This is a genomic window from Prescottella sp. R16 (genome assembly GCF_030656875.1).
Classification (GTDB): Bacteria; Actinomycetota; Actinomycetes; order Mycobacteriales; family Mycobacteriaceae; genus Prescottella.
Genome location: NZ_CP130943.1, coordinates 4,386,838 through 4,399,960 on the forward strand (window position 1 = coordinate 4,386,838; position 13,123 = coordinate 4,399,960).

Here is a 13,123-nt window from a genome sequence, read left to right on the forward strand (position 1 = left end):
ACGTCCCGAATGGTGCTGCGCCGCATCGTCTTCGCCGGACCACTGCTCGTGGCGGTGTCGGCAGGGCTGTTCGCGCTCGCATCCCTCTCCCCGTTCGATCCCCTCGCCGGCTACCTCGGCGACCGCTACCTGACCACCAGCGACGCCGACCGCGCCCGGCTCGCCGACGAACTCGGCCTGCACGACCCGTGGTGGACGACGTACGGGCACTGGGTCCGGGGCCTGCTGTCCGGCGACCTCGGTGTCTCCCGCAGCTTCGGGCAACCGGTGGCGACCGTGATCGCCGAGCGTCTGCCGTGGACACTGCTGCTGGCCTGTCTGGGTCTCGGGCTGGCGATCGCGGCGTCGTTCGTGCTCGGGGTGTGGTCCGGTGCCCGGCCGGGCGGTCTGCCGGACCGGGTGGTGACGCCACTCGCCTCCGTCGTGCAGGCGACGCCGCCGTTCGTGCTGTCCCTCGGCGCGGTCGCGGTGTTCGCGCTCTCGCTGGGCTGGCTGCCCGTCGCCGGTCTCACCGACGCCGGCGCCGGTCCCACGTTCGGCCAGGTGGCCGAGCACCTGGTGCTGCCGGTGATCGTGCTCGCGGTCTCCCAGGTGCCGTGGCTGACGATGTCGGTACGACAGTCGGTGCGCGACGCGATCGGGTCGGACGCCGTGCGCGGTGCCCGGGCCCGCGGCATCCCCGAACGGACGATCCTGCTGCGGCACATCGTCCCGGTGGCGCTGGGGCCGTTCGTGACCGTGATCGGTCTACGGCTACCGGAAGTCGTCGTCGGCGCCGCGGTCGTCGAGGAAGTGTTCTCCTGGCCCGGGATCGCCGGGGCGGTGGTCACATCCGCGCGTGAACTCGACTTCCCGCTCCTCGCGGCCCTCACCGTCGGCACCACGTCGATCGTGCTGATCGGATCGCTGCTCTCCGATGTCGCGCTGACACGGCTCGATCCGCGGGTGCGCGCCGATGGCTAGGTTCGCTCGCCTCGACCGGCGACTCCTCGTGTCGGTGATCGTGCTCGTCGCGATCGGCGCGTACGCGGTCCTGGTGCCGTGGCTGGCCGGCGTCGACGATCGCCTCACCGATTTCGCCGACGCCCGGCTGGCACCGAGCGCCGAGCACTGGTTCGGCACCGACACTGCCGGACGCGACCTGTTCGTCCGGGTCGCCGCCGGGCTCCGGGTGTCCCTGTTCGTCGCCGTGGTGTGTGCCGTCGCGTCCACCGTCCTGGGCACCGGAATCGGTGTCGCCGCTGCCACTTTCGGCGGACGGACGGACCGGGTCGTGATGCGTGTCGTCGACGGCGTCAACGCGCTTCCCCATCTGCTGCTGGGGATCGTCGTGGTGGCCCTCTTCCGGGGCGACATCGTGGCGATCGTCGCGTCGATCGCGCTCACCCACTGGACGCAGGTCGCACGCATCACCCGGTCCGAGGTCCTCGGGACACGAGATCGCGAGTACATCGACGCCGCCCGACTCGCGGGGGCCGGGCACCTGCACATCGTGCGGCACCATCTGCTGCCCGCGGCGGCCGGTCAGGCACTCGTCGCGGCCACCATGCTGCTCCCGCACGCCATCTGGCACGAAACCACCCTGTCGTTCCTGGGTCTCGGTCTTCCCCCGCACCAGCCGTCCCTGGGAACGATTCTGCAGGAAGCACGTTCGACACTGTTGCTCGGTGGCTGGTGGGTGCTCGTCTTCCCGTCGCTCCTGCTGATCGCCGCCACGCTCGCGGTCGTCGGTGTCGGGGCGGCGCTGCGCGACCGCATCAGCCCACCGATCCTCGAGAGGACCCCGCGATGACCACCGCACTCACCGTCGACTCCCTCACGGTTCGGATCCCGGTCGACACCGGTGTCGTGCATGCCGCCACCGACGTGGGCCTGGCCCTCACCGCCGGATCCGTGCATGCCCTCGTCGGTGAATCGGGGTGCGGCAAATCGATCGTCGCGGCGGCGATCGGCGGGCTGCTGCCCTCGAATGCCCGGGTGTCCGGCTCCGTCCGGTTGTCCGGTCCGGGCACCGACCCGATCGAGATCGTGGGCGCCTCCGAACGCCTCCTGCGGACTGTACGGGGGCGACGGATCGCACTGGTCCCCCAGTCCGCGTCGACCTACCTGACACCGGTCCGCACCGTCGGCAGCCAGCTGGACGAGACCGTGAAGCACCTCGGCAGCCGGTACACCGCGGCGGACCTCCTCGACCGGGTCGGCCTGGACGCCGGCTGCCGGGACCTGTACCCGCACGAGTTGTCCGGCGGGATGGCGCAGCGGGCCGCGGTCGCATTCGCCGTAGCGGCGGATCCCGACGTGATCGTCGCCGACGAACCGACGTCCCACCTGGATCCCGCTCTCGGCGAACGGATCCTGACCCTCCTCGACGGCTGTGCCGCGGCCGGCGCCGCCGTCCTGCTGATCACCCACGACCTCGCCGCCGCCCAGGGGCACGCGGACACGGTGTCGGTGATGTATGCCGGACGGATCCTCGAATCCGGTCCGGCTGCAGAGGTTCTCGACGATCCGTGGCACGACTACACCAAGGACCTGATGGCCGCCCTGCCCCGGAACGGACTGCATCCCATACCCGGGTCGCCGCCCGAACCGACCGACCTGCCCGACGACTGCGTCTACCACCTGCGCAGGCCGGGTACCGCGTTCTCGGGCGGTCCGACGCACCTGGTCCGGGCGGGCGACCGGACGATCCGCACCCGTGTCGGAGCCGGATCGTGAGCCTGGTCGCCGCGCAGGTACGCGCCGGGCACCGGCCGGGTCTCCCCGTACTCGACGGCGTGGACCTGGAGATTCCGGGCGGACGCACGATCGGGCTCACCGGGCCGTCCGGCGTCGGGAAGACGACGTTGGCGCGGGTGTGCGCACTGCTGCACCGCCCGTGGTCGGGCCGGGTGTGCATCGACGGTGTCGACGTGACGGGCCGGGCGGAGGCGTCACCGGAAACCCGGCGGGCCGTCGCGATGCTGTTCCAGTCCCCACGACAGTCGACGTCCCCGCGTCTGACACTCGAGCGGATCATCACCGAGCCGCTGTTGCTGTCCCGGGTCCCCCGGGCCGACCGTTCGCCCCTCGTCCGCGACGCCGCGGCGCGCGTGGGGCTCACCGGCGACCTCCTGTCCCGACGCCCCCATCAGGTGAGCGACGGGCAACTGCAACGAGCCTGTCTCGCACGGGCGCTGGTGCAACGGCCCCGCTATCTGATCTGCGACGAGATGACCGCGATGCTCGACCCTGCGACCACCGCAGCCCTCGTCGCGGTGCTGCGTGAAGAAACCCGTGCGGGCCTCGGTGTGCTTGCCGTCAGCCACGACCACACACTGCTGCACGCGTGGGCCGACAGTATCGTCGAACTCCGTACCCGACCCGCCTCCCGTGCTCCCGAGGCCGAACTCCCGAAAACGCATATCGGACAGATCTGATCGCGTACCCGGAACCGCCTCGGACCGGCCGCCGCACCTGCTTCAATCGAGTATGCAGACCGGCACCGGTTCGCGTGCGACGCTCGTGCTCGCGACGCTCGCGGCAGGGCAGTTCCTCATGACCCTCGACAGTTCCGTGATGAACGTGTCGATGGCGACGGTCGCGTCCGATCTGGGCACGACCGTCACCGGCATCCAGACGGCGATCACCCTGTACACGCTCGTCATGGCGGCGTTGATGATCACGGGTGGCCGGATCGGCAGCATCGTCGGCCGCCGCCGGGCGTTCGGGGTCGGGCTGGTCGTCTACGGATGCGGTTCGCTGACCACCGCACTGGCCCCGAACCTGACGGTCCTGCTCGTCGGATGGTCACTGCTCGAGGGCATCGGCGCGGCCCTCATCATGCCCGCGATCGTGGCCCTGGTCGCAGCCAACTTCTCCGCCGAGAAACGCTCGGGTGCATATGGTCTGGTGGCCGCATCGGGTGCGGCGGCAGTGGCGGCAGGACCGCTGATCGGTGGCGCGGTCACGACGTTCGCGTCGTGGCGGTACGTCTTCGCCGGGGAAGTCGTCCTGGTGCTGCTGATCCTGCCGGTACTCCGGCGCATCGACGACGCTCCCCCGGCCCCGGCGCGCCTCGACATCGTCGGGTCGGTGTTGTCGGCGGCCGGGCTGGGCCTCGTGGTGTTCGGTGTGCTGAGGTCCGGCGAATGGGGATGGGTGCGCGGCCACGGCAGCGGGCCGGAGATCCTGGGCCTGTCGCCGGTGTTCTGGCTGCTCCTCGGGGGCATGCTGGTGGTCTACGCGTTCGCGCGCCGGGAGGCGCATCTGCTGCGGAGCGGACGCGAACCCCTCCTCGACACCCGCCTGCTCGCCGTCCGACAGCTCTCCGGTGGTCTCACGATGTTCTTCGCACAGTTCATGATTCAGGCGGGCGTGTTCTTCACCGTCCCCCTGTTCCTGTCGGTGGTGCTGGAACTGGACGCGTTGCAGACCGGGGTGCGGTTGGTTCCACTGTCGGTGGCGTTACTGGTCACCGCGGTCGGTATCCCCCGGCTGCGGTCGCACGCCGATCCGCGGCGGGTGGTGCGCCTGGGGCTGGCGTCGATGACGGTCGGCATCGTGATTCTCGCGGCCGGCATGGATCCGGGTGCGAACGCCGCCGTCGTCGCGGTTCCGATGCTGCTGATGGGCCTGGGCCTGGGTGCTCTCGCCTCCCAGCTCGGAGCGGTCACCGTCTCCGCCGTCCCGGACGACCGCAGCGCCGAGGTCGGCGGACTGCAGAACACCGCAACGAACCTCGGTGCGTCCCTCGGCACCGCCCTCATCGGATCGGTGCTCATCGCGACACTCGGCACGTCCGTCGCCCAGGGGCTCCGGGCCGACCCGCGGGTTCCGCCGTCCGTACTGCAACAGGCGGACGTCGAACTCGCGGAAGGGATCCCGTTCGTCGGCGACACACAGCTCCGCACCGCGCTGGACGACGCAGGTGTGGACCCGGCGGCCGCGGACGCCGTCGTCGAGGCAAACTCCGACGCCCGCCTCACGGCACTGCAGAGCGCGTTCGCGGTGACGGCACTGCTGGCCGCCGGCGCCCTGTTCTTCACCGGGCGGATACCCCGACGGCCCGTCGGAGCGCGGGACGACGCACCCGCGCCGACGTGACCGTGCCTGCCGGTCAGCGCCGTCGCACGTACTCGGTGACGGACACCCCCGAGCCGAAGGTGCGGGTGTCGGCGACGTCGAACACGGTCGGCAGGTAGGTGCCCGGGGCGAACATCGGAATCCCGGCACCGAACAGCACCGGGTGACGTTTGACGACGATCCGGTCGATCTCGCCGGAGAGGAGGCTCGCCAGGGTTCCGCCACCGCACAGCCAGATGTCCGCACCCGGCTGCCGTTTCAGTTCCCGCACCGACTCGACCGGATCGGCAGCGGTCACCTCGAGGTTCTCGGCGTCGGCAGTGTGGTTGCGGGAGAACACGATCTGTCGCAGATGCCGGTACGGGCTCACCGTGCCGGGCAGGCCCACCGCGTACGTGTTCCACCCCATGAGCACCGTGTCGAACCCGGTGCACGGCTGGGCGATGCCGAGATGCTCGGCGCCGTCGGTGGGCAGTGCGTCGGCGAAGCGCGCGAGATCGGCCATGTGGTCGCCCTCGGTGGAGAAGGCGTCGAATTGCCCGTCGGGCCCGGCGATGCAGCCGTCGAGACCGGCGGCGACGTAGTACACGAGTTCACGCATTCCGACTCCAATCACTACAACTGTTGTGAATGGCAATGTACAACAGTTGTAGTGATTCGGCTAGGGTGTTCGACATGGCACGCAACGACGAGCGTCGGCAGCTGCTCGCCGACGCGGGCTTGACCGTCCTGGCCGATCAGGGCGCCCGCGGACTCACCCACCGCGCGGTCGACCGGGAGGCCGGCGTCCCGGTGGGCACGACGTCGAACTACTTCCGCAGCCGGGACGCCCTCGTCGCCGGACTGGTGGCACGGATCGGAGAGCGATTGACCCCGGACGAAACGGTGCTGGCCGCGCTCTCCACCCGGGAACCGGGTCGCGAATTGTTCGCCGACTACATGCGCGACATCGTCCGGCGTCTCACCGTGAACCGTGACGTGACGCTCGCGCTGTTCGAACTGCGGCTCGAGAGCGCCCGCAACCCGGACATCGCGGCGATGATGTCCGATTGGGGCCGAACGGGTTTCGAGGCCGATGTCGCGTTCAACACCGCGGCCGGGCTACCCGGCGGTGCGCGTGAGATCGCACTGTTCCACTACGCCGTCGACGGGCTGCTCCTCGACCGCCTCACCACACCGCTGATGCCCGACACTTCGACGGACGAGATCGTCGACGCCCTCGTCGCAGGACTCCTGCCCTGACCGTCGACCCCGACCGCAGGACGGTCAGTCCCGCAGCATCGTCCCGGTCTCGAGGAACCGCTCGTGGAACGAGAGTGCCTCGCCGAGCAGGTGCGGGGTGTGTCCGGCCACCGGAGCGTGCTCCGCGCGGTCGACGTAGTCGAGCAGGGCGGCCCGGTAGTCGGGGTGCGCACACTTGTCGATGACGACGCGGGACCGTTTGCGCGGGGACAGGCCACGCAGATCGGCGAGGCCCTGTTCGGTGACGAGCACCTGAACGTCGTGCTCGGTGTGGTCGACGTGCGGGACCATCGGCACGATCGACGAGATCGCGCCGCCCTTGGCCGTCGACGGGCTCAGGAACATCGACAGGTAGCCGTTGCGGGCGAAGTCACCCGAGCCACCGATACCGTTCATGATCTTGGTGCCCATCACGTGCGTCGAGTTCACGTTGCCGTAGATGTCGGCCTCGAGCATCCCGTTCATCGCGATGATGCCGAGCCTGCGGACGACCTCCGGATGGTTGCTGATCTCCTGCGGCCGCAACACGATGTGCTTGCGGTAGAAGTCGATGTTCGACACCAGTTCGTCGATACCGGCCTCCGACAACGCCAGTGACGTCGCCGACGCGTACCGCACGGTGCCGTGCTTGATGAGGTGCAGCATCCCGTCCTGGATCACCTCGGAGAAACAGGTGAGTCCCTTGTGCGGGCCGGCGTCGAGGCCCTGCAGGACCGCGTTGGCGACGTTGCCGATGCCGGACTGCAGTGGCAGCAGACCGTCCGCGGGCAGCCGGCCCTTCGAGATCTCGTACTCGAAGAAGTCGAGCACGTGCGCGGCGATGGCCTGGCTCACCTCGTCCGGCTGGGCCAGTTCACTGGCACTGTCGCGGGCGTGCGTCTCGACGACCGCGACGACCTTGCGCGGGTCCACCTTCAGGGTGGACTGCCCGATCCGGTCCTCGACCGAGGTGATCTGGATGGGCTTGCGGTGCGGCGGCAGCGCGGTGCCGTAGTAGACGTCGTGGATGCCCGCCATCTCCTCCGGAACCCACGAGTTGACCTCGAGGATCACCCGCTCGGCGACGTCGAGCCACGTCTTGTTGTTGCCGATGGACGCGGACGGGATCAGCTCACCTGATTCGGTGATGCCGGAGATCTCGACGACCGCGACGTCGACGTTGCCGTAGTAGCCCTCCCACACCTGTTGCGCCACGTGGGACAGGTGGATGTCGACGTAGTCCATGCGGCCGCTGTTGATGTTGCCGCGGGCGGTCGGCTCGGACTGGTAGGGCATCCGCAGGGAGATGCCGTCGACCTCGGCGAGTATGCGTTCGGTGCCGGCGGACACCGATGCACCCGTCAGCAGGTTCACGGTGAAGTTGGCGCCCTCGCCACGAACCTTCCGGATCCGCTCGGCGAGTGCCGGGATCACGTCCTTCGGGGTGCCGGCGCTGGCGAAACCACTGATCGCGACGGTGTCGTGGGGGTGGATGAACTCCACGGCGTCCCGAGCGGAAGTGATCTTCTTCCGGAACTCCGCATTACGAATCCTGGTGCCATCCACATACTGCGTCACAGTGACAAGGCTAACCCCGAACCGGACGGCAACTTCCCGGTGACGGACACATGAAAACGTCCTGACGTGCGATTTCGGTCACTTCAGGGTGATGCGGATCGGTGATGTGCCCGGAATGTGCGCCGAACGCGCACCCCACCGCGACGAACTGCACCGGGTCAGGCGAACACCCAGTTGTGGAGGACGACGAACGTCGCGGTTCCACCGACGATGCTCAGCAGGGCGTGGGACCGCCACAGGTGCAGCCCCACGGTGACGGCCAGCGCGCCGGCGACGGGCAGTATCGACGCGGGCGCCAGGGTCACGTTCCGGACGGTGTAGACGGCGAGGATCAGCATGATCCCGACCGGCATGTGCGCGCCCAGGTAGTGGACGACGGCCGACGAGCGCAGCGGCGCGATCACCGCGAACGGCACCGCCCGCAGCGCGAACGTCACCGCCAGGATCACGGCGAGGGTCGCCAGGACGTACGACAGGTCAGGCACGGACGGACCTCCTGCGCTGCCACGCGTAGCGGGCCAGCAGGGCGGTGACGAACAGTCCCATCGCGACCACCAGCATCTGTTCACGGGCGACGACGAGCGCGACGAGGGCACTGAGCAGGGCCAGGACCGGGCCGGGCACGTCCCGGCGTTCCCGGAACGCGTCGATCGTGAGCACCACGAACAGGGCGGTGAGCGCGAAGTCCAGGCCCTCGATCCGCATCGGCAGCGCGTTGCCGACGAGCGCACCGGCCACACCGCCGAGCACCCAGTACGACTGGCAGAACACCTGGATCAGCAGGATGCGGCGGCCGGTCAGCGACTCCGAATCCTTGGACGCGGTGACCGCGTACGTCTCGTCGGTGAGCGCGTACATGCTGTAGAGCCGCGCCGCCCGACCCCGGATCCGGTGCAGGGGGAACGACAGCGCATAGAAGACGTGCCGGAAGTTGACGAGCAGGGTCGTCATTGCGATCGACGCGAGCGGGGTCACGGCGAGCACGAGGCCGATGACGAGGAATTCGAGCGAGCCCGCATAGATCGTCACGGAGAAGATCGGCGTCCACCACCAGGAGAAACCCGACTGCACCATCAGCAGGCCGAACGCCACACCGAGCGGGAACAGACCGAACCCCACCGAGACGGTGTCCCGGGCAGCACTGCGCAGGTCCTCCCGCGCCGTGGCGGCGGGAGGACCTGCGGAAGCCCGATCGGTAAACGTACTGGTCACACCGCAATTTTAGTGCGTCGTGCAGGAAATATGGTTGCCATGTATTGCGTCAGAGACGCAGTAGGCGCAATATTTCTGCGTGGATGATCTCGACCGCGCAATTTTGCGCGAGCTCAGCGTGAACGGGCGTATCTCCAATGCCGATCTCGCCGACCGGGTCGGACTCACCCCCGCCCCGTGCCTGCGGCGGGTCCGCCGCCTCGAAGCCGACGGCGTCATCACCGGCTATCGGGCCGTCGTCGACGCCGATGCCGTCGGACGAGGATGGGAGGTACTCGTCAACGCCGAAATCGTCTCGCAGGACCGCCGCACCGTCGAAGCATTCGAGGCCGCCGTCGGCGCGTTCGACGAGGTCGTCGAGTTCCGGCGAATGATCGGCCGGCCCGACTACTTCATCCGCGTCGCCGTCGCCGACCTCAACGCCTTCGAAGTGTTCCTGCGCACCAAACTCATGGAACAGCCCGCGATCTCGAAACTCGAATCGCACCTGACGATGAAGAAACTGAAGGGGTGACTTCCCTACCGGCCACCCGTCTCCGTGCCGTTTCCCAGCGCACCCCGGCAACGTTTCCCTGAGATCGCTGCCCCAAAGGACCAGACAGACCACTGCTGGGCAGGTCGGTCCTGTCTCGAACTCGGCGAGCTGTTCCGAACACCGGCGACGAGATGAGTCACAGTGGGCAACCGAGGCCAGTCGACCGGTCCGCACCTGCACTTCGAGGTGTGGAATCCGGCCGGCTACCAGGTCGATCCGCTGATCTGGCTGCACGACAGCGGAGTCGCCGTCGACTGGTGACCCGGCTCCGGGTCACACCGGGTCGAGCTCGGCGCGCAGCTCACGCTTGAGCAGCTTGCCGCTCTGGTTGCGAGGCAACGCCGAGACGAAGCGAATTCGCTTGGGCACCTTGAACGGTGCGATGCGATCTCGGACGTGGTCCACGAGCACCTGTGCCGTGACCACATCCGGGTCGGCGTCGTCGCGCAGCACTACGACGGCCGTCACGGCCTCGATCCACTTCTCGTCGGGCACGCCGATCACCGCTACCTCGGCCACGCCGGGGTGCGTGTAGAGAGCGTCCTCCACCTCTCGGGACGCCACCAGGATTCCGCCGGTGTTGATCACGTCCTTGATCCGGTCGACCACGGTGATGTACCCCTCGGCGTCGCGAGTCACCAGATCTCCGGAATGGAACCAACCGTCCCGGAACGCCTCGGCCGTGGCCTCCGGATTGTCCCAGTACCCTTGGCACAGTTGCGGAGAACGATAGAGAATCTCGCCCGACTCGCCGTCGGGGACGTCGTCTCCGTTCGCGTCCACCACCCGGGTCTCGACGAAGTAGACCGCACGACCGCACGACGACGGCCGCGCCTCGTGCTCGTCGGGGCCGAGCACCGTTGCGAGCGGGCCGATCTCGGACTGCCCGAAGCAGTTGTAGAAGCCGAGGTCCGGGTACCGCTCACGTAGCCGGTTCAGGACCGTGACCGGCATGATCGACGCGCCGTACTGCGCCTTCCGCAGCGACGAGAGATCACGCCTCTCGAGGTCCGGATGCCCCGCGAGCGGAACCCACACGGTCGGGGCGAGGAACAGCGAGCCGATCCGATCGGCCTCGATGCGGCGCAGGATCTCGGGGATGTCCGGCGTCTGCATCAGGTGCACGGTCGCCCCCACCGACAGGTACGGCAGCATGAACACGTGCATTCCTGCGGAGTGATACAGCGGCATGCAGATCAACGGATTGTCGTCGGCGTTCAGCCCGAGGGCGATCACCGACGACACGTACTCGTGCACCAGTGCGCTGTGGGTCATCATGGCGCCCTTGGGCTTCGATGTCGTGCCGGAGGTGTAGAGCAGCTGCGCCAGGTCGCCACCGGACACCCGGGCCGGCGCTTCCGGGTCGTCGTCGGCCCGCGCCCACTCGAGCAGCGAGTCGCCCTCGCCCCGAAGCGCGACCACGTGCTCGAGCCCGAGATCGGCGCAGACGGATTCGAGGGTTGACCGAAGCGCCGGGTCGACCAGTACGGCCCGGGACCCCGATTGTGCAAGCAGGTAATGCAATTCGTCGCCGGTGAGCGCGTAGTTCACCGGCACGTGGACCAGGCCGGCGCGGGAGCAGGCCAGGAAGCCGATGACGTAGGCGTCGGAGTTGACGCCGTACCCGGCCACCCGGTCGCCGGGGACCAGTCCGAGCGCGAGCAGGCGCCCGGCGGCGCGGGTGACGGCGTCGTCCAGTTCGCGATACGTCCAGCTGCGGTCGTCGAAAGTCAGAGCAGTGTGTTCGGGCCGTCTCGCGGCGGACCGACGGAGCACTCCGTCGACGGTGTCGGTGCGCGGATCCTCACTCATGTGACGCAGGTTATAGGACGTCCAACTATTGCGTAAGGGCTTTCTTTCCGCTCAGCGGTTGTGTAGTTTCGCGCGTCCGCCTCGGAATCAGCCGCCGAAAGCGGCCGTGATCGCCGCCATGTCGAAGTAGTCCCGCCACGCGGCGATCTTCCCGTCGACCACCTCGAACACGCCCATGACCGGTAGCGGCGTCGCCTTGCCGAGCCCGCGGAGCACGTCCGTGCGTTCGTTCATCACGAGGCCGCCCGACTCGACCTGCTTGTGGATCTGGAAGTCGATGCCCTCGAACATCGCCAGGAAGCCCTCGAGGAACTCCCGAATCGCGGCGCGGCCCTTCACTGGATCCATCGGAATATTGTGGTAGACAGCATCTTCGGTGAAACAGTCCGCGATCACCGCGGGGTCCGGATCGGACCAGAGGGCACAGAACTCGGTGACCAGATCTTCGGCAGCACTCATGCATTCACTCCAGTTCTCGCATCCAGTTCCCGATCGGTTCGGGTGAGGCTCTCGATGTAGGGCGCCTGCTCGCGAGATCGCCTGCGCTGTAGGACCTCCCGCCGATTCCGCCGAGCAGGTCCAGCATGCCGGGGTCGGCGGCAAGGAACGTCATCTCCGTGGCGGTGACCACGCCGAGTACTGCGCCGCAGTCCACCTGCGCGGACAACTCGGCGAGCGCCGCGTCCAGTCCACGTTTCCTCCCACCCTCGCCACAGTAACCGATATTCGTCCAGTGCGACACGAATATTCGTCTCGCATCTTTTCGGGAGGATCCCGCCGACGACCGCTCCGTCAACGCTCGACACCGTCGACATCGAGGGGGGCGACGTCGCCTTCGAGGACGAGGACACCTTCCCCGTGTCGACCATCTACTCGATGCCCACCGGGGCGGTGCCGGGAAAGACGTTGCAGTGCATGGCCGTCCGGGAGCATCGAGTGAACCGCCCCATCGTGCCCCCGCCCTTCCGGCGAAGCCGGACCAGTGAGTACATCGAGCCGGTTCTCGAACCGCTCGCACACGAGCTGATCGATCGCTGCGCCGGTAGCCGGCTCGCACTGGCCGAACTGGACACCGCGCTGACGATCCTGCTGAGCCGGCCACTCACCGCGGCAGCACCCCGTTGAGCAGGATGTCGACGAGCGACGACGCGAGCCGCTCCTGGTCCTGCACGTCCCGTACCGACTGCGCGAAGATCGCCGCGCCGGCGATGACGTCGAGCAGAACCTCGGAGTCGACACCGGCACGAATCTCGCCGGCGGTGGTCGCGTCGGCGATCCGCTGCGCGAGAACCTCACGGATCACATCGATCTGACCGGTGACCAGCGTCGTCCGGGTCGTCTCGTCGGTGCGGCCCTCACTCATCAACCCCGGGACGGCCTCCCTGGTGGCCGGAGCCCCGAACAGCGCGACCGCACCGCGGGTGAGGCGTTCGATCTCGTCGACGATCGGCAGATCCGACTCCCACTCGGTCACCACCGTCGGGTAGACGGCGTCGTGCACGACGTGCGCCTTCGACGGCCACCGCCGGTAGATCGCGGGACGGCCCACACCGGCCCGGGTGGCGATGGCGTCGATCGACGTTCCCGCGTACCCGTTCTCGATCAGCAGTTCCCGGGTTGCCTGCAGCACCGCGTCGTCGATCGCAGGATTGCGCTGCGGCCCCAACCGGTGCTGCGCAGGAATTTTCAACGACATTCTTC

Annotated in this window: 16 protein-coding genes and 1 pseudogene; 9 read left to right on the forward strand and 8 right to left on the reverse strand. The window is 68.4% G+C overall.

The window, feature by feature from the left end:
• The first annotated feature begins 9 nt into the window (after window positions 1-9).
• The 5 genes from Q5696_RS20520 to Q5696_RS20540 are packed head-to-tail and all read left to right on the forward strand — an operon-like array spanning window position 10 to window position 5,085.
• On the forward strand, window positions 10-963 hold the full coding sequence (locus tag Q5696_RS20520) for an ABC transporter permease (protein WP_305095391.1): 954 nt from the start codon (window positions 10-12) through the stop codon (window positions 961-963).
• Complete coding sequence (locus Q5696_RS20525) at window positions 956-1,792, forward strand: ABC transporter permease (protein WP_305093085.1); 837 nt, start codon at window positions 956-958, stop codon at window positions 1,790-1,792. Before Q5696_RS20520 ends, Q5696_RS20525 begins: the two co-directional genes overlap by 8 nt.
• Complete coding sequence (locus Q5696_RS20530) at window positions 1,789-2,718, forward strand: ABC transporter ATP-binding protein (RefSeq protein ID WP_305093086.1); 930 nt, start codon at window positions 1,789-1,791, stop codon at window positions 2,716-2,718. The genes Q5696_RS20525 and Q5696_RS20530 overlap by 4 nt, the downstream gene beginning before the upstream one ends.
• A complete protein-coding gene (locus Q5696_RS20535; RefSeq protein WP_305093087.1) occupies window positions 2,715-3,419 on the forward strand; it encodes an ABC transporter ATP-binding protein in 705 nt (234 codons plus the stop codon). The genes Q5696_RS20530 and Q5696_RS20535 overlap by 4 nt, the downstream gene beginning before the upstream one ends.
• A 52-nt stretch (window positions 3,420-3,471) precedes the next feature.
• Window positions 3,472-5,085: an MFS transporter gene (locus Q5696_RS20540; protein WP_305093088.1), complete on the forward strand. Its 1,614-nt coding sequence runs from the start codon at window positions 3,472-3,474 to the stop codon at window positions 5,083-5,085.
• 13 nt (window positions 5,086-5,098) lie between these two features.
• On the opposite strand, the gene Q5696_RS20545 is transcribed toward Q5696_RS20540, so the two are convergent.
• Entirely contained in the window at window positions 5,099-5,665 is a 567-nt protein-coding gene (locus Q5696_RS20545) for a dihydrofolate reductase family protein (protein ID WP_305093089.1), read from the reverse strand.
• 74 nt (window positions 5,666-5,739) lie between these two features.
• Between Q5696_RS20545 and Q5696_RS20550 the strand changes: the two genes are divergently transcribed.
• Window positions 5,740-6,306: a TetR/AcrR family transcriptional regulator gene (locus tag Q5696_RS20550; RefSeq protein WP_305093090.1), complete on the forward strand. Its 567-nt coding sequence runs from the start codon at window positions 5,740-5,742 to the stop codon at window positions 6,304-6,306.
• Between the two features lie 24 nt (window positions 6,307-6,330).
• Here Q5696_RS20550 and scpC read toward each other — a convergent pair whose 3' ends face one another.
• The 3 genes from scpC to Q5696_RS20565 form a co-directional block, all read right to left on the reverse strand.
• A complete protein-coding gene (scpC, locus tag Q5696_RS20555) occupies window positions 6,331-7,863 on the reverse strand; it encodes a succinyl-CoA:acetate CoA-transferase ScpC (protein ID WP_305093091.1) in 1,533 nt (510 codons plus the stop codon).
• Window positions 7,864-8,021: 158 nt separating this feature from the next.
• Entirely contained in the window at window positions 8,022-8,348 is a 327-nt protein-coding gene (locus tag Q5696_RS20560) for a branched-chain amino acid transport AzlD family protein (RefSeq protein WP_305093092.1), read from the reverse strand.
• Window positions 8,341-9,075 carry an AzlC family ABC transporter permease gene (locus Q5696_RS20565; RefSeq protein ID WP_305093093.1) on the reverse strand — a complete coding sequence of 245 codons (735 nt, stop codon included), beginning with the start codon at window positions 9,073-9,075 and terminating at the stop codon, window positions 8,341-8,343. Before Q5696_RS20565 ends, Q5696_RS20560 begins: the two co-directional genes overlap by 8 nt.
• 79 nt (window positions 9,076-9,154) lie before the next feature.
• On the opposite strand from Q5696_RS20565, the gene Q5696_RS20570 reads away from it, so the two are divergent.
• Both Q5696_RS20570 and Q5696_RS20575 read left to right on the forward strand, forming a co-directional pair.
• A complete protein-coding gene (locus tag Q5696_RS20570; protein ID WP_305093094.1) occupies window positions 9,155-9,589 on the forward strand; it encodes an Lrp/AsnC family transcriptional regulator in 435 nt (144 codons plus the stop codon).
• A 159-nt stretch (window positions 9,590-9,748) separates the two neighbouring features.
• Window positions 9,749-9,871 (forward strand): annotated as a pseudogene (locus Q5696_RS20575) (M23 family metallopeptidase); the annotation flags it as partial.
• Window positions 9,872-9,883: 12 nt separating this feature from the next.
• On the opposite strand, the gene Q5696_RS20580 reads toward Q5696_RS20575, so the two are convergent.
• From Q5696_RS20580 to Q5696_RS20590, 3 genes are all read right to left on the reverse strand, one after another.
• Entirely contained in the window at window positions 9,884-11,422 is a 1,539-nt protein-coding gene (locus tag Q5696_RS20580) for an acyl-CoA synthetase (protein ID WP_305093095.1), read from the reverse strand.
• A gap of 87 nt (window positions 11,423-11,509) precedes the next feature.
• Window positions 11,510-11,881 carry a limonene-1,2-epoxide hydrolase family protein gene (locus Q5696_RS20585; RefSeq protein WP_305093096.1) on the reverse strand — a complete coding sequence of 124 codons (372 nt, stop codon included), beginning with the start codon at window positions 11,879-11,881 and terminating at the stop codon, window positions 11,510-11,512.
• 4 nt (window positions 11,882-11,885) lie between these two features.
• Window positions 11,886-12,164 (reverse strand): hypothetical protein, encoded by a 279-nt coding sequence (locus Q5696_RS20590; RefSeq protein WP_305093097.1) that lies wholly within the window; start codon window positions 12,162-12,164, stop codon window positions 11,886-11,888.
• 116 nt (window positions 12,165-12,280) lie between these two features.
• Here Q5696_RS20590 and Q5696_RS20595 point away from each other — a divergent pair, with 116 nt between their 5' ends.
• Window positions 12,281-12,547, forward strand: a complete 267-nt coding sequence (locus tag Q5696_RS20595; protein ID WP_305093098.1) for a hypothetical protein — start codon at window positions 12,281-12,283, stop codon at window positions 12,545-12,547.
• On the opposite strand, the gene Q5696_RS20600 is transcribed toward Q5696_RS20595, so the two are convergent.
• Window positions 12,525-13,118, reverse strand: a complete 594-nt coding sequence (locus tag Q5696_RS20600) for a TetR/AcrR family transcriptional regulator (protein WP_305093099.1) — start codon at window positions 13,116-13,118, stop codon at window positions 12,525-12,527. The two genes, Q5696_RS20595 and Q5696_RS20600, sit on opposite strands and share 23 nt — an antisense overlap.
• Between the last annotated feature and the right edge of the window lie 5 nt (window positions 13,119-13,123).